The 23,230-nt window shown below is 55.2% G+C and carries 19 protein-coding genes and 2 pseudogenes; 6 read left to right on the forward strand and 15 right to left on the reverse strand.

Annotated elements, in window-relative coordinates; all coding sequences use genetic code 11:
• Window positions 1-145: 145 nt before the first annotated feature.
• On the reverse strand, window positions 146-628 hold the full coding sequence (locus B0E42_RS13655; RefSeq protein WP_033062455.1) for a sigma-70 family RNA polymerase sigma factor: 483 nt from the start codon (window positions 626-628) through the stop codon (window positions 146-148).
• A gap of 487 nt (window positions 629-1,115) precedes the next feature.
• On the opposite strand from B0E42_RS13655, the gene B0E42_RS13660 reads away from it, so the two are divergent.
• From B0E42_RS13660 to B0E42_RS13670, 3 genes are read left to right on the forward strand one after another with little or no spacing between them, the layout of a single operon-like run.
• Window positions 1,116-2,264, forward strand: a complete 1,149-nt coding sequence (locus B0E42_RS13660) for an efflux RND transporter periplasmic adaptor subunit (RefSeq protein ID WP_077506632.1) — start codon at window positions 1,116-1,118, stop codon at window positions 2,262-2,264.
• Window positions 2,265-4,235, forward strand: coding sequence for a MacB family efflux pump subunit (locus tag B0E42_RS13665; RefSeq protein ID WP_077506633.1), 1,971 nt, complete (start codon window positions 2,265-2,267; stop codon window positions 4,233-4,235).
• Window positions 4,236-4,245: 10 nt separating this feature from the next.
• Window positions 4,246-5,640 carry an efflux transporter outer membrane subunit gene (locus B0E42_RS13670; RefSeq protein WP_077506634.1) on the forward strand — a complete coding sequence of 465 codons (1,395 nt, stop codon included), beginning with the start codon at window positions 4,246-4,248 and terminating at the stop codon, window positions 5,638-5,640.
• Between the two features lie 299 nt (window positions 5,641-5,939).
• Here B0E42_RS13670 and B0E42_RS30185 read toward each other — a convergent pair whose 3' ends face one another.
• From B0E42_RS30185 to B0E42_RS13735, 14 genes are all read right to left on the reverse strand, one after another.
• On the reverse strand, window positions 5,940-6,245 hold the full coding sequence (locus B0E42_RS30185) for a hypothetical protein (protein WP_018612314.1): 306 nt from the start codon (window positions 6,243-6,245) through the stop codon (window positions 5,940-5,942).
• 13 nt (window positions 6,246-6,258) lie between these two features.
• Window positions 6,259-7,206, reverse strand: coding sequence for an RHS repeat domain-containing protein (locus tag B0E42_RS13675; protein ID WP_018612313.1), 948 nt, complete (start codon window positions 7,204-7,206; stop codon window positions 6,259-6,261).
• A gap of 23 nt (window positions 7,207-7,229) precedes the next feature.
• The gene (locus B0E42_RS31480) at window positions 7,230-10,958 is read right to left on the reverse strand and encodes a hypothetical protein (protein WP_256578298.1); all 3,729 of its coding nucleotides are present in this window, start codon (window positions 10,956-10,958) and stop codon (window positions 7,230-7,232) included.
• Window positions 10,959-11,078: 120 nt separating this feature from the next.
• Entirely contained in the window at window positions 11,079-13,220 is a 2,142-nt protein-coding gene (gene gspD, locus B0E42_RS13685; RefSeq protein WP_139353154.1) for a type II secretion system secretin GspD, read from the reverse strand.
• A gap of 73 nt (window positions 13,221-13,293) precedes the next feature.
• Entirely contained in the window at window positions 13,294-13,809 is a 516-nt protein-coding gene (locus tag B0E42_RS13690) for a hypothetical protein (RefSeq protein WP_018612310.1), read from the reverse strand.
• Entirely contained in the window at window positions 13,802-14,401 is a 600-nt protein-coding gene (gene gspM / locus B0E42_RS13695) for a type II secretion system protein GspM (RefSeq protein WP_018612309.1), read from the reverse strand. Before gspM ends, B0E42_RS13690 begins: the two co-directional genes overlap by 8 nt.
• Before the next feature lie 3 nt (window positions 14,402-14,404).
• Window positions 14,405-15,427 carry a type II secretion system protein GspL gene (locus B0E42_RS13700; RefSeq protein WP_077506636.1) on the reverse strand — a complete coding sequence of 341 codons (1,023 nt, stop codon included), beginning with the start codon at window positions 15,425-15,427 and terminating at the stop codon, window positions 14,405-14,407.
• A gap of 9 nt (window positions 15,428-15,436) precedes the next feature.
• Window positions 15,437-16,036: a prepilin-type N-terminal cleavage/methylation domain-containing protein gene (locus B0E42_RS13705; protein ID WP_018612307.1), complete on the reverse strand. Its 600-nt coding sequence runs from the start codon at window positions 16,034-16,036 to the stop codon at window positions 15,437-15,439.
• A gap of 5 nt (window positions 16,037-16,041) precedes the next feature.
• Window positions 16,042-16,419, reverse strand: coding sequence for a prepilin-type N-terminal cleavage/methylation domain-containing protein (locus B0E42_RS13710; RefSeq protein ID WP_018612306.1), 378 nt, complete (start codon window positions 16,417-16,419; stop codon window positions 16,042-16,044).
• Window positions 16,416-16,850, reverse strand: a complete 435-nt coding sequence (locus B0E42_RS13715) for a GspH/FimT family pseudopilin (protein WP_018612304.1) — start codon at window positions 16,848-16,850, stop codon at window positions 16,416-16,418. The genes B0E42_RS13710 and B0E42_RS13715 overlap by 4 nt, the downstream gene beginning before the upstream one ends.
• Window positions 16,851-17,282 carry a type II secretion system major pseudopilin GspG gene (gene gspG, locus B0E42_RS13720; protein WP_018612302.1) on the reverse strand — a complete coding sequence of 144 codons (432 nt, stop codon included), beginning with the start codon at window positions 17,280-17,282 and terminating at the stop codon, window positions 16,851-16,853.
• Between the two features lie 16 nt (window positions 17,283-17,298).
• Complete coding sequence (locus tag B0E42_RS13725) at window positions 17,299-18,504, reverse strand: type II secretion system F family protein (protein ID WP_018612301.1); 1,206 nt, start codon at window positions 18,502-18,504, stop codon at window positions 17,299-17,301.
• Window positions 18,501-20,198, reverse strand: coding sequence for a type II secretion system ATPase GspE (gene gspE, locus B0E42_RS13730; RefSeq protein WP_033062865.1), 1,698 nt, complete (start codon window positions 20,196-20,198; stop codon window positions 18,501-18,503). The genes B0E42_RS13725 and gspE overlap by 4 nt, the downstream gene beginning before the upstream one ends.
• A 115-nt stretch (window positions 20,199-20,313) precedes the next feature.
• Window positions 20,314-20,997: a type II secretion system protein GspK gene (locus B0E42_RS13735; RefSeq protein ID WP_256211746.1), complete on the reverse strand. Its 684-nt coding sequence runs from the start codon at window positions 20,995-20,997 to the stop codon at window positions 20,314-20,316.
• A gap of 184 nt (window positions 20,998-21,181) precedes the next feature.
• Between B0E42_RS13735 and B0E42_RS13740 the strand changes: the two are divergent.
• The 3 genes and pseudogenes from B0E42_RS13740 to B0E42_RS13750 all read left to right on the forward strand — a co-directional run.
• Window positions 21,182-21,355 (forward strand): annotated as a pseudogene (locus B0E42_RS13740) (DUF6124 family protein); the annotation flags it as partial.
• 523 nt (window positions 21,356-21,878) lie between these two features.
• Window positions 21,879-22,206 (forward strand): annotated as a pseudogene (locus B0E42_RS31140) (DUF6124 family protein).
• 526 nt (window positions 22,207-22,732) lie between these two features.
• Window positions 22,733-23,059, forward strand: a complete 327-nt coding sequence (locus B0E42_RS13750; RefSeq protein ID WP_077506638.1) for a DUF6124 family protein — start codon at window positions 22,733-22,735, stop codon at window positions 23,057-23,059.
• Window positions 23,060-23,230: the final 171 nt, after the last annotated feature.

Consider the following 23,230-nt stretch of genomic DNA (forward strand, 5'->3'; position numbering starts at 1 on the left):
TCCAGTGTCCTCTGGAAAAGCCCCTCAACAGGGCACGAAAAGCCTGGGGAACCTGACCGGCGTTCGAGGCGCCGGCAAGTCGTCTGTTGAGAGGAACGAGGACAATGAAAAAAAATTTACCGCCGGGTGACCGGTGACGACCGAATCAGGGCGCGTCCCACTGTCGCACGCGAACGCGGCAGTGCTTCATGGCGTTGACGATGTGTTTTTCCACCAGCGCCCGGGAAATGCCCAGGCGCTCGGCGATTTGCGGATGGGACAGGCCTTCGAGCTTGCGCAGCAGGAAACTCTCGCGGCACAGCGGCGGCAGCTCGGCCAGGGCGCGCTGGAGCATGTCCAGGCGCTGGCCATGGTCGAGACTGGTGTGGGGCGACGGCGTGAAGAAGCGTTCTTCGTTGTCCAGCACCTCCAGGGATTCGACCTGGCGCAGGGTATTGCGCCGATGCCCGTCGATCACCAGGTTCAGCGCCGTGCGGTAGAGAAACGCCCGCGGTTGCTCGATGGGGACGTCGCTGGCACGCTCCAGCACCCGCACATAGGCGTCATGCACCACATCCTCGGCCGCCTGGCGGTTACCTAGCCTGGCGTTCAGGAAACACACCAGCTCGCGATAGTAGTTTTCCAACATGACTCCCGTGCGCAATGACTGCGACCGCTATCCCTGTGCCCAATCGGCATGCCCGGGACAGGCAATGGCACGATAGTGGCAGATTCAATCGCGTAATTTATAGTAATTCTCATATAGATTTAAAGCTTTGGTTTGTATCCGGGCTGATTCGTTCATTTCCAGTGGCGCCGAGAACCGCTGTTGTGGCGAGGGGATTTATCCCCGCTGGGCTGCGAAGCGGCCCCAAAACCTGTTACTCGAACCATCTGGCACACCGAGTGCTTGGCGATGGGGGGCTGCTGCGCAGCCCAGCGGGGATAAATCCCCTCGCCACAGATAAATCCCCTCGCCACCACATCACCTGACTTGGTTATTGCGTTGCCCTTCCGCCAACTGCTACCAAGTGTTTCACACCAGTAAATTCCCGCCCGGAACGCTCGTTTACCAGAACAGCCTCCCATCCCTGCCCTTCCTCGGACGGGCCCGATATCACCGGCCGGAACCCTGCATGAAACGTCCCCGCCCTACCCGACGCGCCTGGCTTCTCACCTTCGCCCTGCTTCCGGCCGTGGCCTTCGCCGCGTGGCAAGCGGTGGCGCCAAGCCGTGCGCCCCTGGTCACCGCACCCGTCACCCGGGGCGATATAGAAAACAGCGTCACCGCCCTGGGCACCCTGCAACCGCGGCGTTATGTCGACGTCGGCGCCCAGGCGTCCGGGCAGATCCAGAAGATTCACGTGGAAGCCGGCGACGAGGTGCGTGAAGGCCAGTTGCTGGTCGAAATCGACCCGTCCACGCAAAAAGCCAAGCTCGACGCCGGACGCTTTTCCATCGAGAACCTCAAGGCCCAGCTCCAGGAACAGCGCGCCCAGCACGACCTGGCGCAGCAGAAATCCCGTCGCCAGCAGCAACTCAAGGCCGGCGGCGCCACCCGCGAGGAAGACGTGCAGACTGCCCAGGCCGAAGTGCGGGCGACCCAGGCGCGCATCGACATGTTCCAGGCCCAGATCCGCCAGGCCCAGGCCAGCCTGCGCAGCGACGAGGCCGAGCTGGGCTACACGCGCATCTATGCGCCGATGAGCGGCACCGTGGTCGCCGTCGGTGCGCGGGAAGGCCAGACCCTCAACGCCCAGCAGCAAACCCCGTTGATCCTGCGCATCGCCCGGCTATCGCCGATGACGGTCTGGGCCGAAGTCTCGGAAGCCGACATCGGCCACGTCAAACCGGGCATGACCGCCTATTTCACCACCCTGTCCGGCGGCAACCGGCGCTGGAGCAGCACCGTTCGCCAGATCCTCCCGGTGCCGCCACGCCCGCTGGAAGCCAGCCAGGGCGGCAGCCCCACGGGCGGTCGCAGCGGCAGCGAGCGGGTGGTGCTCTACACCGTATTACTCGACGTCGACAACGCCGACCGCGCGCTGATGACCGACATGACCGCCCAGGTGTTTTTCGTCGCCGCCCAGGCCAAGAACGTGTTGACCGTGCCCATCGCCGCCTTGCAGGACGCCAGCCAGGTGCGGGTGCTGGCCGACAATGGCGATGTCCAGCCGCGCAGCGTTCGCACCGGCGTCAGCGATCGGCTGCGCACCGAGATTGTCGACGGCCTGAGCGAAGGCGACCGGGTGCTGATCGGCCCGGCCACCGGCAGCGGAGGCTGAATGAACACGCCCCTGATCGAACTGCGGGACATTCGCAAGGCCTACGGCGGTGGCGACAGTCCTCGGGTGGAGGTGCTGCGCGGCATCGACTTGGCCATTCACGCCGGGGAATTCCTGGCGATTGTCGGCGCGTCCGGCTCCGGCAAGTCCACCTTGATGAACATCCTCGGCTGCCTCGACCGCCCCACCAGCGGCGAGTACCGTTTCGCCGGCGAAGACGTCGCCAATCTGGGCAGCGATGAATTGGCCTGGCTGCGGCGCGAAGCGTTCGGCTTCGTGTTCCAGGGCTATCACCTGATCCCCTCCGGCACCGCCCAGGAAAACGTCGAGATGCCAGCCATCTACGCCGGCACCTCGGCCGCCGAGCGCCACGCCCGGGCCAGCGCCCTGCTCGACCGCCTGGGCCTGGCCAGCCGCACCGGCAACCGTCCCCATCAATTGTCCGGCGGCCAGCAGCAACGGGTGTCGATAGCCCGGGCCTTGATGAACGGCGGCCACATCATCCTCGCCGACGAACCCACTGGCGCCCTCGACAGCCAGAGCGGCATCGAGGTCATGGCCTTGCTCGACGAACTGGCGAGCCAGGGCCACGTGGTCATCCTGATCACCCACGACCGCGAAGTGGCGGCCCGGGCCAAGCGCATCATCGAAATCCGCGACGGGCTGATCATCAGCGACAGCGCCACTTCTTTGCCAACTGACGTGCAAGCCAATCCAAAGGCACTGCAAGCCGTGGACCTGCGCCAGCGCCTGAGTGCCGGCAGCGAACACAACGGCGCCTGGAAAGGTGAGCTGGTGGACGCGGTACAGGCGGCGTGGCGGGTGATGTGGATCAACCGTTTCCGCACCGCCCTGACGCTACTGGGCATCGTCATCGGCGTGGCCTCGGTGGTGGTCATGCTGGCCGTGGGCGAAGGCAGCAAGCGCCAGGTCATGGCCCAGATGGGCGCCTTCGGCTCGAACATCATCTACCTCAACGGCATCGCGCCCACGCCGCGCGCTACCAAGGGCATTATCAGCGAATACGACCTGGCCGCCCTCGCCACCCTGCCCGAGGTGCAGCGGATCATGCCGGTCAACGGTGCCGAGGCCAGCGTGCGTTTCGGCAACCTCGACCACACCAGCTACGTCGGCGGCAACGACACTAATTTCCCGATCATCTTCAATTGGCCGGTGGCCCAGGGCAGCTACTTCAGCGAGGCCGACGAGCGCAGCGCGGCGGCGGTGGCGGTGATCGGCCACAGGGTCCGACAGAAACTGCTCAAGGATGTCGCCGACCCCATCGGTCGCTACATCCTGATCGAGAACGTGCCGTTCCAAGTGGTCGGCGTACTGGCCGAAAAAGGCGCCAGCTCCGGGGACTCGGACGCCGACAACCGCGTCGCGGTGCCCTACTCTGCCGCCAGCGTGCGGCTGTTCGGCACGCGCCATCCCGAGTACGTGGTGATCGCCGCCCGGGACGCCGGCAAGGTCAAGGAGGCCGAACAGGCGGTCTCCCGCACCCTGTTGCGCCTGCACGACGGCAAGCAGGATTTCGAGCTGACCAACAACGCCGCGATGATCCAGGCCGAGGCCCGCACCCAGGGCACGCTGTCGCTGATGCTCGGGGCCATTGCGGCGATTTCGCTGCTGGTGGGCGGCATCGGCGTGATGAACATCATGCTCATGACCGTGCGTGAACGGACCCGCGAGATCGGCATCCGCATGGCCACCGGCGCCCGCCAGCGCGACATCCTGCGCCAGTTTCTCACCGAAGCGGTGATGCTCTCGGTGGTCGGTGGGGTCACTGGTATCGGCCTGGCCCTGCTGGTGGGCGGCGCGTTGCTGCTGGGCAAGATCGCCGTGGCCTTCGAATGGTTGGCGGTGTTCGGCGCCTTCGGTTGCGCGCTGGTCACCGGCGTTGTCTTCGGTTTCATGCCGGCCCGCAAGGCCGCCCGCCTCGACCCGGTCGCGGCCCTTACCAGTGAATGAACCCCACGCTATGAAAGTCCACCTGACCCTCCTGGCCGCCAGCCTGTTGCTGGCGGCCTGCGCCACCCCTGCGTCGGCCCCGGACAGCGGCCTCCAACCGCCACCGGCCTGGCAGAACCTCGATACACCCAACGCCCGGGCGGATAACCAGCAGTGGTGGACACACTTTGGCAGCCCGCAATTGAACCGCTTGATCGAGCAAGCGCGCCTGGACAGCCACGACCTGGCCGCCGCCATGGCCCGGGTGCGCCAGGCCGAGGCCAGCGCCGTGATCGCCGGCGCGCCGTTGCTGCCAGCGGTCACGGCCGGGCTCAACGGCAATCGCCAGGAATTGCTACGGGGTAAGGGCTACAGCCAGCTGGATGTGGATCGGAACAACCGCACCATCGATTACTACGACGCCAACCTCAGTGCCACTTATGAGCTGGATTTCTGGGGCGGCAAACGGGCGGCCCGGGACAGTGCGTTGAAGACGTTGTCGGCCAGCCAGTTCGACCGCGCGACGGTGGAGTTGACCCTGCTCAGCGGCGTCGCCAACAGCTACACCCAGGCCTTGTCCCTGCGCGAGCAACAGCGCATCGCCGAACAGAACCTGGGCAACGCCCAACGCGTGCTCGACCTGGTGCAGACCCGCTACGACGCCGGCAGTGCCACAGCCCTGGAACTGTCCCAGCAAAAAAGCCTGGTGGCAGCCCAGCAACGCCGCTTGCCTCAGGTGCAGCAACAGGCCCGCGAAGCCTTGATCACCCTGGCGACGCTGCTGGGGCAACCGGTGCAGTCGGTCAGGCTCGACGACGACAGTTTCGACCGCCTGCACTGGCCCGCCATCGACGCTGGCGTGCCCAGCCAATTGCTGAGCCGCCGCCCGGACATCGCCGCCGCCGAAGCCCGCCTCGCCGCCGCCCAGGCCGACATCACCGTCGCCCGCGCCGCCATGCTGCCCAGCATGACCCTGGGCCTGAGCCTCGCCACCGGCGCCGACATCGCCAACCAGTTGCTGCGCAACAACGTCTACAACCTCACCGCCGGCCTGGCCGCGCCGATCTTCAACAACGGCCGCCTGAGCGCCGAACGCGACCGAGCCACCGCGCGCCAGGAGGAACTGCTGGAGCTCTATCGCGCAGCCATCATCAACGGCTTCGCCGACGTCGAAAAAGCCCTGAACGGCATCAACGGCCTGGACCGCCAACGGCAATGGCAAAGCGAAGAACTGCACCAGGCCCAGACCGCCTTCGACCTCGCCCAACGCCGCTACCAGGCCGGCGCCGAAGACCTGCTCACCGTGCTGGAAACCCAACGCACGCTGTACGCCGCCCAGGACATGAACGTGCAACTGCGATTGGCGCGGGTGCAGGCGAGTGTGGCGTTGTACAGGGCGTTGGGTGGGGGTTGGCGGGTGATGTAGGCCCCAAACACACCCTCAAGCCTAGTGACATCATGTGGCGAGGGGATTTATCCCCGCTGGGCTGCGAAGCGGCCCCAAAACCAGCACCCTCGAAACATCTGACACCGAGGTGGTGGCCATGGGGCCGCTTCGCAGCCAGAAATCAGGAGTACGGCATCCGGGGTTAGGTGGTGGCTTTGAATGTAGGGTTCATGGCGCGCTTACGGAAGGATGAACACCCGTAGAAGGTTAAGTAAGTGCCATTCAAGGCAGGCTTGTGCTTTATGAGCACAAGCCTGCCGCTAGCACAGCTCGCCAACCTAACTCCAAATCACTGTAGCTTCCCCGTCCCTTAATAATTGCATCGCCTCTGGGCCATTGAAGGCCTCCGGTTTCATATCAATGGTTAATACAGCTAAATCATCAAATTTCAGCTCTATCACTTCTAAATCTTCCGTCACGCTCCGGAGCTTTTTCCCGACAAGAGAACCCAAACTAGCGCCTGCAAGAGAATAGGAGTTGTAAATATTTAAAATTTCGCCCCTCGAAAAATAAATTTGCAAATATTCACTATCGCAAACTGTGCGCAGCACGTCGCTTCCACAAAGACATTCAAGAATACTCATACTAAAAATCCCATTATTTAATTTCAAAATGACTTTTCGACTGTGGTAACGTCTTACCACTATAGGGATCGACACCCTGGCCTGATTTATTTTCGTACTTAATGTAACCATTAGAATATCCTGGACTATTACCCTTCGGTGGCGTCGGCTGCATAAGGCGCATAGTACTCACTTGGCGATTATCGCCGCCTTTACCGTTCGTGAAAGCAGAGCCCGTGGTCTTTCCAGTGGGGTTAATAACAGGTGATGGACCGGAAGCACCTTTTGGCACTGGGAAGGTAGTACCGTTTGGCGAAACGACAAAATCAGGTGCGGCAGCCGCAGATCGCTCAACCTGGAGAGATGTCTCCGCGGTCTTTTCCAGCCCGCGAGCTCCTTGAATGGCTAGCCCCGCTGCTCCCGGTACTAAAGGAACCATAGCAAGTATGCCGTCAGCGGCGATACCGACGCCATCAACAGCCGCTGCACTATAATTTCCCTTTTGTATATTTTGTTGGAAACTAAACATACCAGCCGCAAGACTCATCGTTTCGATGGCAAGATCAGCATACTCACCGGTAGGGTCGACAAACTTGTAGGGGTTGTTGTTAGCATAGGCGTAACGATTGAAGCTATGCAGGTTATCTGCTTGGAAGTCGACCGGATCAACGCCCATAAATCTACCAAGCACTGGGTCATAATATCTGGCCCCCATGTATGACAACCCTGTGGCATCGTCATAGGCCCTACCGTGATAGCCGATCTTGTTATTGCTGCTGGGTGCTGATCGGTTCAGCTTCTCCCCATAGGGCTTGTAGTTCTCCTTCCACAGCAGATTGCCCGCAGCATCCGTGGCAGCCATCGGACTGCCGGAAATGTCGTTGTGGAAATAGGTGACAGTGTCGGCGATAGCAGCGCTGTTCAGCATTAAGGCCAGCAGACCTACACCGAGTCTCTTGATCAACGTTCTCAGAGCATCCATGTGTTCCTCTCCTTTATCCCAGCTCATGGGCTGACCCGCTGTGCGATGCGCTTGTCACCCAGATAGAAGTATTCGGTAAGCACACCTGCATTCATCTCGATTAATGGTTTACCTTTGGAATCGTGCATCTCGTAAACCTTACCGCTGGCCTTAGTCACGGCGCTGCGGTGATTGAGGCCGTCGTAGCTGTATTCCACCTTTTTCGCAGGAACAGAGCAGTTGATGCAGGTGAGGTTTGGCACGTCGTTGTAGGTATAGGTGTTGCCTAGGCTGCTGCTGACATTCCCATAGGCATCATAGCCAAAGGTACTGGCTCGCAATCCACTCACACTGCTTAGGCGGTTGCTGGTGTCATAGGCGTAGGCAAGACTGGATTGCCCGAGGGTTTGCTTGGTGAGATTGCCGCCCCCGTCGTAGGTGATGCTTCCCTGGCCCCAGAAGCCGACAGCGCTGGTCAGGCGGTTGATGTTGTCGTAGCCCAGCGTGCGGTTGAAGCTACTGTCAGCGGTGTCCCTGATTGTGGCTAGGTTGCCGACGCCATCATAGGTGTAGCTACTGTTGAGGTAGACGCTGGCAGGGGCGTTTTTTTGGGTGATGAAACTAGTCGGCCACAGGCGCGCATTCTGGCCATAAGTGGAGACGGTACCGTTGCTGTAGGTGATGCTTTGAATCAACCCGGACGGCCAATACTTCACATTGGTGGCGTAGCCTGAAACCATGGTGGGCCGTCCCAGTGCATCCGGCGTATAGCTCACCACACGGCCGGATTGCGGGTAGGTGATGCTGCTCAACTGATCATTGCCGTTATAAGCATATTTGGCAGTGAACACTTTGCCGTCCAATGCCAGACTTTCTTGGATCAGGTTACCTGCGGCGTCGTATGCAAAGCTGCGATTACCACCGCTGGTATTGCTGGTCACCAGTTTGCTGTCCTTGTTGTAGGTGTTGGTAACCGCAGGTGTGGCGCCAGGGTAGACGGTTGACTTAAGGCGATCCAAGGCGTCATAGGTGTACTTTGTAATTCCCGAAGCACCCACTTTTTTGGTAATCATATTGCCGACGATGTCACGACCATAAGTTGTGACACCCGTTTCAGGGTTGGTGACACTGATCAGGTAATTGCGAACGTCATAGCCGTAAGTGCGCTTTCGTCCGCCTTGTGTGACCGCCGTTATAAGACCGTTAGGGCTGCGTTCAATACTCACGTTAGCGGACGCTTCGGGAGCGGTAATGGCCATCAGCAACTGTTTGTCGGGGTCACCATAAGCACGGTAGGTGTAGGTCGTGGTTTTACCACGCTCATCCACGACCGACATATTGGCCGGACCATAGCTGCGAGATTGGAAAGTGCCATCGGCATTGCTCTGGCGAGTCAGGCGATCCAAGGCATCATATTGATAGCGCGTACCGGTCACCACGCCTGGGTTGGACTCAAAGGTTCTACGACCCAGGCCGTCATAAGTGAAAGTTCTGGTGACACCTGCCAACGTGACACTGGCGGGACGGCCAAACGGGTCGTATAGCGTTTTCTCCACCAAAGCTCCGCGAGTGGCGGTTTTCGAGGTGGAGGTGTAGGCAATGGTTTGGCGGTTGCCCACCGGAGGGGTGAACGATGTACGACGGTTCAGACCATCATAGGTATAAGTCGTGGTTTTACCTTCACCATTTGTTTCAGAGGTAATATTGCCTGCATTGTCCACCACGCGGGTGAGGGTGACACCCTCGGGGCGAATTTCGGTTTGTGCAATGCCGCGCTTGTAGTTTGAGTAGGCATAAACTCCGCCGCCAGGGGTCGTCTTGCTGGCGATGTTGCCTTGAACGTCATAGGTAAACTTTGTGGTTACCCCATCACGTGTTTCGGTCAGGACCTTACCATTGGTGTCGAAGGTGCGGGACAAAGATATGCCTGGGGAAGCCTCGCTCCTTAACTTCCCAACAATCCATTTATTAGCATCGTTAAAATAGCCAAGTGAAGTGATACGAGCGCCACCATTTGGGCCAGTCTCCACTCTACTTTGTGCGTTCCCATATGCATCATAGTTGCTGTATTGAGTAACATAAACCGCTCCCCCTATAACTATTTTTTTACTCTGCATATCAGCAGCACGAATCGCTGTATCCATTGCATAACCCAGATCCACAACTACATCTTTACCCCCAGCAATAGTCCGAGGTTGCCAAGTATACACCTCTGTATTACCTAAAGGATCGGTCTTTTCCATAAGATTGCCGATCATCCAAACGGTTTCTTCCGGAGCCGTGCCCAAGGGGCTTAGTGCCACCTTATACGAAGCACCTATGTACTTAAAAGTAGTCTGGCCTTTTGGGCCAACCTCCACAGTAACATCATACACCCCGCTCCGTCCTTTTTTGTAGCTATAGCTCCACTTCTCACCCGAAGACAAAGTTCGACTCAAAACTTTCTCACCCATACTTTCCAAAATCCAAGAGCTCGACTTTTGGGTAGCCCGAACGCGATGCGCAGTATAAGTATACTCGTAGGATGCTACGCCCCCAGCAGGATAGGTAATCGACTTGATTTTTCTTGCGCTCAGCGTCGGAACATCTCTTTTATAGATATCTAACTGCTTATAAGCACCCGGATAATAACTATACTTCCAGCTTTCACCAGTGCTATATGTTACAGAGTTAAGCACACGAGAATTAAGAGCATCAGGCTTTAAATAACCATAAGTCACAGAAAACCCAGAACCGCTAGCGACCTTAGTCAACTTTGCCGATGCATCATCATAAGAAAAATCGACAATTCGCCCATCGCTAGCAACGATCTTAGTTAATAGTGTCGCAGGCTTCTCAACGGAGGATATATCCCCTTTCGAATCAGGCCCCGCGCCCCGATGAGGGGGAAGGTCAACCATTGCGGGCATTGCCCAGAGAGAGAAAGGAGTTCCGAACGTTTTATATGTAAAAGTTAGTTTGTTACCGTTTGCATCAGTAGCGGTTTTTGCAACCATATAGGTTTGCGTACGTGGCGCTACGAAGGTATATCCCTCATCTGCAGGATAAGAGTCAAAATCGTTTAAATATCGCTGACCGATTCGCCGCTCAGAAATATTTCCGTAATCGTAGATCACACCCTCAGGAGAAGTGACTTTGACTATATTACTATCACAGCGAATTCGCCAGTTGTTCTTTGTACGCGCCTCATGATTCCCTATACTGTATATATTTTCAACAGTCCCATCAGGAAACTCGATAACAGGCAAAGGTCCTTGATTGGACAGCTTATCAGTCAAAGCCGAAAACTGGGCATGCGAAGTTGTCGTAGCACATAGATCCACCAATAGATTGCGCTTATAAAAAGTTAACAATGTATTATACGCCGACCCATAATTCCATGCATTTTCCACACTGAGCTTAGGGGCTACATCAATGGACCAGCCCGGACCTAATTGAGCCGAACGATATGAGTTTGATAACGTCGCAGTCAAGGCAGCAGAAACACGCGCCATGCTATAAGTCCGCCACAAAACAATATCCAACCCTCCATTTCCTGGCAATATCATATCCTTGTGTTTAATCCATAAATTACCGCTCCGGGGATCTACTGAGTCGGGAATCTCTGGTCCATTATTAACATCCGCGAACTCTGGCAAGAAATCGACCCCACCTTTCCCTCCTCCCCCCGTCACTCCCATCGCCAGTGCCAAATTCGAAAAAAACAACATACCCCATAAACCAAACACTACCCACGACCTAATAAAAACAAAACCACTAAATATATCAATCATTCCTTTGCACCCTCAATTCGACCCGCAAATCCCATTTAATAAAACTGACAGCCATTGCAAGACTAGAAAAATTTCAATTTTATCACTGCACAAACTCTCCTTTTAAATTTAGCTTCGTGATTAGAGCGGTTGAATTAGCTGCATTTTTTGCCTATATTCAGTAGTCACTCCCCTTGCTGCGTCACCATCCGATATGACCTTTGGAGTAATTAATACGATCAATTCAGTTCGGCCATGGCTGCTCTGCTTATCGCTGAACAACCAGCCTAGTCCCGGTATGGCTCCAAGATACGGTACACGGCGGTCTTGCCGAGATTCGTCCTGCTTGATAAGCCCTCCAAGCAAAACTGTCTGCCCACTCTGCACAGCAACCTGAGTGGATACGGAACGAGTGGAAATACTTGGATTACCGTTACTATCTACGATCTTGCTAGCATCGCTAACCTGCTGTTGAATATCCATGTATACCAAGCCACCAGGATTTATCCGAGGCACGACGTCAAGAATGACGCCTGTCTGTATGTATTGAACACTGCTAGTACTAACTGACGTATTATCCAAATTTATTGTAGTTTGGTTGATTGGAATATTATCCCCAACTTGGATCTGCGCATTCTGATTATTCATTACCACTAAAGATGGAGCCGAAAGCACACGGGTATTACCGTTGCTCTCCAAAGCGTGCAGTGCAACTTGCAGATTATCACTGACAAAAGAGTAGAAAAGCGTATCCGTGGATTTAAGTGCAGCGCCGCCTGCCCCCAGAGCTCCTTGACTGCCTGAAGCATTCTGAATTCCAGGAGTTCCTGACTTACCGGCTAACCGGCCCAGATACCACTGCACGCCGAGATTCATACCATCTGTAAGACTGACTTCAAGAATCCGAGTCTCAATTTGTACTTGCAAAGGAGGATTATCCAATCTGCGAATCGCGGCCTGAATCTCCTGCCACTGTGTCGGACGACAGCGTACTAACAGTTGATTACTGCTTTTCTGAGCTGTAATACGTACGGGGTTATCGGTTTGACCTACGGTCGCAGAATTACCTTCAGGGGTCTCCTCACTCTGTTGCTCTTGCAACTCTTCAGACTCCAAAGAGTCTACCCTCGGCTCTAGTTCATCGCTATTCGTAGGTGTAGAAGACAGACTACCAAGGCCTCCCGTATCTTTATTCGATGACAGAGTAATTGTGCGTAACCCCGGCGCAATCTGAGCACGTTCTTTATGTTCCACCGCGTTGCTGACGTAGATCTGCCGCAGATAGTGAGCCAAGTCCGTGGCTTTCATATTACGCACGTCGTACACATACATTTGGGGCTCATATCCCCCGCCCTGATCGATTGTATCGATCCAGCGACCGACTTCATCCAGATACTCCGGCTGGGAGGAAATAGCGACGATCGCATTGGTTCGCTCAATTGGCAGAAAACGCACCATCCCAGCCAAGGGCGTGCCGCTGCGCGGGCCGAAAAGTTGGTTCAACTCAGGTATCAGCTCGGCGACATTGGCGCGCTGCAAACCGTAGACTCCAATGGACATTCCTTTGAGCCAGTTAAGGTCGAAGGTATCAATTGTGTCTTGGTAATTATTCAGCTCATCGGCCGTACCGGCCATGACTAAAATATTGCGAGCAGAATCCATCAGGAGAAATGAATTTTCCCGAGCGAATGGCTTGAGCAGCTTTTGCATTTCCACGGCAGAGATGTAGTCAAGGGTGAATAACTTGGCACTCAACCCAATGCTTGGAGCTGGCATACGGTATTGTGGTGTCAGTTGCCCAGCCACCGCCTGATTGGCGGGAACCACTAAGTAACGATTTCCTTGTCGTACCAGCGCGTTATTGGTCCAAGACAACAGTGTTTCAAGGATCGATAAGGCTTGATCTTTGTCTACAGGCTTTGCTGTCGAAAATGAAACATCACCGCTGACACCTTGGGAGATGCTGAAGTCCTCATTTAGCAGATCCCCAAGGATGGTGTTGATCACAGCAGCAATAGGTTGATTGGTAAAATTGAACGTTACCTTGCTCTGGCCTTCTTCAGACTTACGCTCTGGGCGAGCCGCCACTTTGCTGACAAAGTGCTGGCCTCCGCGAATAATTTGCTGTCTTGGAGGCTGTGGGGAAACCTGTGCATTGTCGATTGGAGCAACTTTACCCAGCGGTCTAACCGACGAATTGTCACCCTCGGTTCCGGCGAGACCTTCGCGAAGGAGGCGATCATCTTGTTGAGCAGCAGGGTTAATGCAGCCTTGCAGCAACATTGTTGCTACGCAGGAAAGAGCCAAACGATTGACCACGAAATTCTGTCCTTGATAAAAACGAGTAATAATGAATTCAGGGGAGAGTCATCGGTAACCTGGGGCTTTCGATCTCCAGGCTTTGCCGGGTTTGTCCATGCACTAGTTCGATCTGTCGTTCACTAATACGCTCGACCAGCCAACCATTGGAAAGAGGTTGCCCTTCTCTCAGCGCAAGCGCTTCGTTGTTTATCCTGAGCAATGCAACCTTCAACTCTTGGGCAATCACCACACCGGTGAGTATCACGTTATCCAGTGCAGGCGCTGGCGCCTCAATCAGTTGCGCAGCGTTTGTAGCGTCGGGTTGGCGTTCGAAGTTAAACAGTGGTGCGGACCAAACCTGAAGATATTCCTGTAGAGTCGGTTGGGATCGATAGGTCGTGACTTCAGACTGATCAGCCATCGGTGAAAACTTCGCAGGCACGGTAACGTGAGGTCGCCACTCTACTGTCGCCCCCGCACCATTAAGCATTACGATCCAGAGAACCAGTAATGTGGTTGCGACGCCAGCCAGGGGCAGCAGCGTTCTGTAGATATACTGGCGCTCATTCATGTCCAGCAACCTGCATAGCGCTCAGGAGTCCACTCACCTGCATCTTCACCGCTAGACGACCCTGCTGATCCTGTGCCTCCGTTGAATTGGGTGCACGTTGAATGCTTAGCGTGTCCACGACTAAATAGGGCTGTTCACTCTCGAGCCTATGAAGGGTACCCGCCAACGACTCGATACCGCATTCCATATCGACGTTGACCTTGATCTGTAGAAGCTGACCATTCGGGGTCGCTGTTTGAGGGGTACGACTCAGTACGGTACAAGCGATCCCTGTTGCTGGCTCAAGTGATAGCCGCTCCGAAACCAATTGCATAAGTTGAGCGGTTGCGACTTCAGGCTCTCCTGCCGTTAACAACCCTTCGTCAGAGAGAGGACGTCGGGTTACTGATTCAAGTTGAGCCTGGATAAATCCACGTTGTGCTTCCAGCGTTGAAAAACGTTGATACGACGCCTGCAGAATTTCCTCTTCCTCGGTCATCTGCTGTAGCGGCGCGATGAACCACCAATGCAGAAGTGCCCAATACAAAAGAATACCCATCAAGACAACCAGGGTGATCGCGTAGAATCGCTGTGCGCGTCGAGTCCTGTACACGCGTTACACTCCCGCTTTCCGACGATGAGCCACAATATTGAAACGCTCCAGGCCACTTTCACGATCGGGTTGAATTCCGCCCTGAAAGGTTGCTTTCTCAAGGCCTGCACAACGCACAAGCTCAGCGGGTAACAAGTTTGACTGACGGCTCAGCCCGCTGAGAGTGACAGTTCCGTCAAGGTGCATCTCTAGTTGCTCCAGCCAGGTATCTGTAGGTACACAGTTAGTAAGCTCATTGAGAAAAGCAACGCTTGTTTGCTTTTGCTTATCTTGCAGAACTAAGGCTTTTTCTATTTCTGTGCGTTCCTGCAACTGCTTGCGCATCCTGTCGACTTCCATTGCTCGAGTCCGAAGCGAAACTACCTGCTCTCGCATCTCAATGAGCTCTTTTTCGCGATTGCCAACCCAAGTCATCATAAGTAGCAGGACCAGAAACCCAATGCCTGCACTGAATGCATATTTGGTATACCGTAAACGCGTAGCCCGAATGTCGCGATGATGCCTTGGCAGCAGGTCGACCCCGTACGGGCGCCCCGTCTCATCCATTACATCCACATTAACCACTCGCGATCCCTGTGCTTCGACCGACTGTACCGCCACATCTAGACGGCTGCGCTCAATAAGCACCAGAGATATCTGCAGTAGAGCTTGGTTTTCAGATGCATGGGACCATGCATCAAAGTAGATCTGCTCTGCCTTGAAAGGCGTATATTTATCTAGTTCGAAGGTCAGTACTGATTTGAGACTGCGTGCACTCTGAGGGGGCAACTGCAGTTGGCACAACAAAACTTGATCGGCAGCCAGCAGCAAGACAACCGCTCTATCGGTCTCATGATCCAAGGGGGTTTTTAATGGCCAGTGAACGATCGGAGTTAAATTCCGATCGCTCAACCGATGGCGCCATGTAGATGGCACGCATGCCAAGAGCTCGTTGAACCACCACTTAAAGAATGCTGGTATAGGCGACCCTTCCCAACGCTCATGCAGGTGATAGCGAAGTGAGCTAAATAAAGGAATCATCATCATTTCCCCTCTTCACAGAGCCGCTCCCAACTGCTGGTTTGTACGCACCGCCACGCTCATCGACGGCCATTGCACTGGTCCATCGGCGTCAAGCTCGACTCGGATAAATTGTGGTAAGCGTTCTGGCCACGGCCATTGCGCCAACCATCCGGTGCTGAAATTTTTTTCATCGAGTCCGCGGTAGCTGAAGTGGACCTTACGCAACTTACCCATCAACACTTGAGGGCTTCCCCAAGGCTGCACGCCATCAGATTCGAAAAACGTAATACGCAGCTGTAAATCACCTGTTTCCGTTTTGAACGATTCAAGTTGGTGAATTTTCAACTTGCCACCAACACCCAACGGTACTGGTGCAAAAAAACGTACTTTCTGAGGATCCCCCTCAAACAGATGTTGTGGAATACGCTTTTCAGGTAAGGCGATAGGTCTTGTTTCTTGCAATGCCTGACGTAAAAATCGTTGAGCCGCTCTCTCCTCGTCAAGCCTCACGGCATAGCGTTCGGTACCTTGGACGGTTCGATGGGTGGCCAAAAGACTTCCGCTCACTAACATCAACAGAATGCCTAGAAGACTGATCGCCACCATCACTTCGAGGAGGGTGAAGCCGCTCATTCGCCTCACGGATATCGCCCTTGATTCAAGGGCTGAACACGCAAGGTACTGAAGCTCTCAATAGTGTCCGCGTGGCGTAAAATCAGTTTTAACTGGAACAACTGAACGCCCGATTGCACCTCTCCTTCCGTACACTCAAGCCGCCAGTCAATCCCACTTTGTTGACCAGTGGTGACACCAGGTTCCAGTCGGCCGGAGGCTCTGTCTACGATCAAAGATCGGGCCAATAACCCCATCCGCGTTTTTAACTCGTCCTTCGTGTACAACTGCATGGACTGCCCCATGCTACTCATGAAAATGCCAAGGGCCACAGCCAATAGGGCTGTCGCTGCCAATATTTCTATAAGGGTGAAGCCGGACTGGGGGTTATAAGCACGTCTCATTGAACACGCTCGACAAGGCTGACGTTGCCAGTAAGCCAACCCACATCGATACGTGCTTCACGGGACTCATTTTTCAAGCTGAGGTTGCCGCCGCTTGAGCTGCCGTCCGGATAAAAAATCATCGTAACGTCTTTGCCCAGACCCTCAGCTGTTTCTATTCGTAATTGTGTACCGGCATTCAAACAACGGGGTGGAAACTGCTCGACGCGATAACAGGTGCTATCTAGGTCGAATAGCAGGGACATAGGACGCCCTTCAACTATCGCCTGCGTTCGCGCTTGCCTTAAACTCTGCAGCAACTCATTGATGCTCTGGCGTTCACGCGCATGAGCCAGGCCACGTGTAATCCCCGACGCCAGTAGCATGAACGCAATACTGATCAGTACTAGAACCGCCAACATCTCGAGGAGAGTGAAACCGCTCTGGCGCAATTATTCCCAGCTCCCCAAATCCAGATCCGGCCCCGTTCCGCCAAGCTTCCCATCGCGCCCCCGGAACACCAAGTCAAAGCTTCCATGCTCACCCGGGTTTAGGTAATCGAATGCATGACCGAACGGATCAAGTAGGTCACTTTTTTTTGCGTACGGTCCTTGCCAGGACTGAGCATTTGCGGGTTTAACTACCAAATCCTCCAACCTGGCCGGGGCGCTCCCTACATCCATGGCGTAATTTTCGATTTTCATACTCAGGCTGGCCAACTGCGCCTTGCCAGCCCCGTATTTACCCTTGTCGACGCCACCACCGATCTGGCGCACGACAAGAGTCGCAACAATACCTAACAGCACGATGACGGCGAGCATTTCCAGTAGGGTGAAACCTTTATTACGGTTGCTAAAACTTTTCATACGATAGATCTGACGCATTTTGTTTTCTCTTTCCTTAGATATTGCTAGTCAAACTCATCAGCGGCAGCATGATCGCCAACATGACGATGGCAACCAAGAGCGTCATAATCAATGTCAAAACGGGAACCAGCGCGGCCATAAAGCGCTTCAAAGTACTTTGCGTTTCTTTATCATAAATATCAGCCAACTTTAGCAACATCTCGCTCAATTGCCCGGCCTGTTCCCCCACTCGAATCATCTGCACGGCCAACTCGGGGAAAACTTTTGTCTGCTCCAAGGCCGTAGACAATGAACAACCTTCTTTAGTCAGAAGGGTTGCTCGCTCCAAAGCACCTTGAATAGCAAGATTGCTAACGACTTGCCGGGTGATGCTCATCCCTGAGAGCAACGAAACTTTTCTTTCCAAAAGCGTGCCCAGAGTCAACGCAAAGCGTGCCGTCTCAATGCCCTGCAGTAACGTTCCCCAAACCTTCATTCGCAGCAGACGTGCATCTAGAGGTAAGCGTCGAATTGGGTCACGCAAGTGCCGGCTGAACCACCACGCACCGATCACCGCCAGCAATATCAGATAGAGCCCCCACTGCATGAGAAAGTCACCCGATACAAGAATTAACTCGGTGAGCAGCGGAAGTGTAATGTTTAGATCTCTAAAAATTGGCACAAACTGCGGAACAACGTACACCATCAAAAGAGCCAGTGAGCCCACTACACCAACTATTAAGAAAGCCGGATAAATTAAAGCACTGACCAACTCACGGTTTCGGGTTTGAGTTCTTTCCAGGTAATGTGACAACTGCACCAGCGTTTGAGCCAACATACCAGCCGCTTCACCCGCTCGGATCAGGCTAAGATAAAAATTCGAAAACGTACCGTTTTCTTCCTCCATCGCTGCCGACAACAGGCTCCCACCTTTTACCTGTTCCCGTAATCGACTGATCAGTTCGCCAACGGGTCGTTTATCTGATTGGCGTGCCAGTAGTGCCAGAGCACTTTCTAAAGGCTGTCCAGCATCAAGGAGTGTCGCGAGTTGCTGCGTGAATCGAACAATTTCGACACCAGGAATCTGTTTTTTTTGGAAGAGCCCACCTGACAAAAATGTCGTCACTGCGGGACGAATGTCCACGATCAGCAATCCTGATTCTTGCAATTTGCTGATTGCTTGCTCAATGGTCTTGGCCTGCACTTGACCACGTGTACTCAGGCCGTCACGATCCAACACTCGGTAGCGAAATAAGGTCATGACACAACCGCCCCGTCGTCCCGCGTAACTCGCAAGACTTCTTCCAAACTGGTGACACCAGCCAAAGCAAGGCGCAGACCGTCGTCATAAAGCGTACGCAGGCCGCCTCTGCGCGCAGCCTGCTCGATAGTAGTGCTGTCGGCTTTCTCCATCAGCAGTGTACGAATCTCGTCGGACATGACCAGCAATTCAGTAATAGCCACACGCCCTTGATACCCACCATTCGATGCACCCGACCTGGGCCGATATAGCCGGACTGGGCGCTCGTTGGTGTATTGATCAAGTTTGTGCTCAGCGATCACTGCAGCAGGCGCGTCAAAGGCCTCAAGCTGAGCCGGATCAAGCCTGCGCACCAGGCGTTGAGCCAAAACTCCATTGATGGTGGAGGCCAACATGTAACTCTCTACGCCCATATCCAGCAACCTAGCCAGACTGGCACAGGCACTGTTGGTATGTAGGGTCGACAGAACCAAGTGCCCGGTGAGCGCCGACTGAATCGCGATACGGCAAGTTTCCAAATCGCGGATTTCGCCAATCATGATCACATCAGGGTCCTGACGAACGATGGAGCGTAGCGCTCCGGCAAAATCCAAACCTATTGCCGGTTTAACCTGCATTTGATTGATCCCCTCGAGTTGATACTCCACGGGATCTTCAACAGTAATGATCTTGCGTTCCGCCGTATTGAGTCGAGAAATCGCAGCATAAAGGGTTGTAGTTTTGCCTGACCCGGTAGGGCCCGTGACCAACAGGATGCCGTGCGGACGCTGCAGAACCTCGAGAAACCGGTCAAGGCGCTCGCCATCAAAACCCAATTTTGTGAATTCGAACGCTATGGTTTGCCGGTCCAACAGACGCATGACCACCGACTCACCAAAACTGGTTGGCAGAGTCGACACACGCAAATCGAGTTGTCGTCCTTGAACCCTGAAAGCGATTCGACCGTCCTGTGGTAAACGCCGCTCGGCGATGTCCAGCTTGGCCATAATTTTGATGCGGGAAATGACCGCCGCTGCGGAACTGACCGGAGGTGATTCGGACTCTCGCAATAAACCGTCAACGCGATAGCGGACATTCAAACGATTTTCGAAGGGTTCGATATGTACGTCAGAGGCGAACATCTCGACGGCTCGCTGGAGAATCAGGTTCACCAGCTTAATTACCGGCGCCTCAGAGGCCAGATCTTTGAGATGGTCGATGTCGTCAAGTTGCGCCGTATGATCAAACTGATCAGTCAACGACCCCATTGCCGTTCGACCCTGCCCATATAAGTGCTCGATCAAATGCTCGACCTCGCTTTGCAAGCCCACCAGCGGTCTAACACTAAAGCCCGTCGCGTACTCAATGGCCTTGAATGGATAGTCATTCAATGGCCTTGAGCTAACAATTTCTAGCGCGTTGTCCGAGGTGAACCCAACGGGGACCACGGCGTAGTGTTTTAAAAAGCGCAGTGGAAGCGCAGGGATATCTTCAGGAATTTCAGTCAAAGGCTGCCCACTGTATAGTGGCCAACCTAGCGAGCTGGACCATGCAGCAGCAAGGTCCCCTTCTGATACCAGTCCGAGCCGACTAAGCAGGTCTGGAACAGGGGTTTCGGACTGGGAACTGCGCAAACGAGCCAGGTGCTCTAACCCATCAGCACTTAAGCTTCCTTGCTGGAGCAGACGCTCTACTAGGCTTGCGGTGATATCCATTTCGCCACTGAACTAGGGATTACATGGGTGCTTCCCGAGGAGAAAGCACGTTAGAAGACGCGAATGATATCAGTTTGCCCCTAGCTTCACTACCACTCCAAATGTGAGTACCTACCTAGCGCTCCTGCCAGCGATACACGCTATAAAGCGCGCTTCCGTCTGCACTACGATCCAGCGCAATCGTGGCAAAAAGGCCTGCCTTGAAGCCGTTGCTCAGTTCGGCAGAAGACTCAATACTGATAACAGAGCCTGAATTGCTCACCACGCCTGGGGATATCTTGTTTTGCAGTGCTTGGAGCAATGGCTCGGCGGCAAATGCGGCGTCCGGTACCCCTCTGCCGCTCCACAAAGTAACGAGTGGCAGAATTCGCTGGTACAGATCGACATTCATCGATGTGACGTCTAAAAGCTCTTCCAAATGGCCTAATGGCTTTCCTTCGATTCGGCGCTGAGACAGCAGATCTGAGAATGAGACCGCCTCGTGCTGCGTAGCCCCCATGAATCGAAGCAAGCTGGAAAAGTGCTCCAGTTGACAGAAATTCAGATCCAGCTTGCCATGTTCGCTGCGAGCCGAGAATGTCAGGCGAATCCCATCAAGATCGTATCGATGCTCTCTTCCATCGGCGATGAAAGCAGCAGGGTCGTTTAACAAATTTTTTACGGCTAACGCTATGCCGCCTTCAGCGGCGATCAGGGCCTTGCTTCGTTGTAACTCGTTATGGCTCTGGCGATTCTCAATACGAACGCCCGACAACACACCGGCCATCAATAAACCAAGAACCGCGACAGCCCATAGCACGAAGATCAAGGCTGCTCCCTGTTGCCGGCATGCCGCTAGTTTCCCCGTCCCACATAGCATGCTCAATTACCTACCTGACCTAGTTTTTCTGTGAAACGAAGCGGGCTCCAGATCCACCGATTTTACAATGTATGCATGTCAAACCTACACGCGCAATAGCGCCACCCTTGAAAGCGCTATCAAACAATGCCCGTTGGCCAGCCTCAGCGAAACCCTCGCCTCGGTCAATGCCATGGCCAACGAACTGGCCTTTGATTTGGAAGGCGCGCGACGAAGTTTTGCCCTGGGGATCCAGCAGATGGTCGAGCTGAGTGAGTTGCTGGCGAACCGCGCCCTGGACATCGCTGCGCCGCGATAAGCGCTCCCCTCCCTTCAAGCCAAGTGACAAATGAAGGAGAGGGAAACTTATCCCCTGTGGGAGCAAGGCTTGCCCGCGATGAAGGCGACACGGTTTCAGGGGGACCGAGGTGCCTGCATCGCGGGCAAGCCTTGCTCCCACAGATAAGTCCCACACTTCATAAACGGTGTCCGGCTTGGGCTCTGTTTATCGGGCCATGTAGGACTCCCGAGCGAGGCTACGCTGCCTTGCTTCATTGCCTACAGCTACGCCAGCATCCGCCGGCTTGTGCGCTTGGCACCCCATCGATAACTTGTTTCCCGTCACTGCCCATCAGTGATCGGGTCTGCAAGCCCGACGAAATACCAGGCGCATAGCCACAAGCCAATCGACACACCCGTGTCGCTCAATGGCGGCTGTGTGCGGGAGACCTTCGGGTCTGCCGGGTTCCTGGTTTCCCGGTCTTGCAGACCCGCGCATAGCTGCCACCCATCATCTGCAAGTGATGTCTGGCAGCGCCTCATAAATAACCAGGAGCTGCACAATGTTCAAGATCACCCCCAATCCCACCCGAAGACGAATCCAAAAAACTCAACGAAGCCGCCGACCGCGCCCTCGCCTTTTACCTCGATCCAAAGCCTGAAAAAACCGACTCCTCCCCCGGACAGTTATTCACCGTGGCGCAAGGCGCGGACCTGGAATGCCTGCTAGCCAACCTCAGCGAAACCCTCGCCTCGGTCAATGCCATGGCCAACGAACTGGCCTTTGATTTGGAAGGCGCGCGACGGAGTTTTGCCCTGGGGATCCAGCAGATGGTCGAGCTGAGTGAGTTGCTGGCGAACCGCGCCCTGGACATCGCTGCGCAGCGATAAGCGCTCCCCTCCCTTCAAGCCAAGTGACAAATGAAGGAGAGGGAAACTTATCCCCTGTGGGAGCAAGGCTTGCCCGCGATGAAGGCGACACGGTTTCAGGGGGACCGAGGTGCCTGCATCGCGGGCAAGCCTTGCTCCCACAGATCAATCTCCTAGCCACAAATTGTGTGTCCGGCTTTGGCTCTGTTTATCGGGCCATGTAGGACTCCCGAGCGAGGCTACGCTGCCTTGCGTCATTGCCTACAACTACGCCAGAATCCGCCGGCTTGTGCGCTTGGCTCGTGGCTTTTACTGTTTCCGGGTCGCTGATTTCAGCGATCGGGTTTGGTAGCCCGCGAGTCAACTAGGCGCAAGCGCCACCTTCTACAGATGCTCTCTCGCGTCTGTGTCATGGTGGCCGTGCGCAGGGCGTCTTCGGGCGCGCCGGGTTCCTAGTGCTCCGGTCTACCAACCCGCGTACGGCCGCCACCCAATCGTTTGGTAGCGAGGGTGTCGGCTCCTGAAAATGAATACTAGGAGTTACACCATGTTCAAGATCACCCCCAATCCCCCCGAAGACGAATCCAAGAAACTCGACGAAGCCGCCGACCGCGCCCTCGCCTTTTACCTCGATCCAAAACCTGAAAAACCCACTCCACCACCGGGCCAGTTGTTCACTGTCGCGCAAGACGCGGACCTGGAATGCCTGCTGGCCAACCTCAGCGAAACCCTCGCCTCGGTCAATGCCATGGCCAACGAACTGGCCTTTGATTTGGAAGGCGCGCGACGAAGTTTTGCCCTGGGGATTCAGCAGATGGTCGAGCTGAGTGAGTTGCTGGCGAACCGCGCCCTGGACATCGCTGCGCCGCGATAAGCGCTCCCCTCCCTTCAAGCCAAGTGACAAATGAAGGAGAGGGAAACTTATCCCCTGTGGGAGCAAGGCTTGCCCGCGATGAAGGCGACACGGTTTCAGGGGGACCGAGGTGCCTGCATCGCGGGCAAGCCTTGCTCCCACAAATAAATCCCCTCGCCACAATGATGTTCA

Origin of the sequence: Pseudomonas sp. A25(2017), from assembly GCF_002001065.1 — a bacterium.
Lineage (GTDB): Bacteria > Pseudomonadota > Gammaproteobacteria > Pseudomonadales > Pseudomonadaceae > Aquipseudomonas > Aquipseudomonas kilonensis.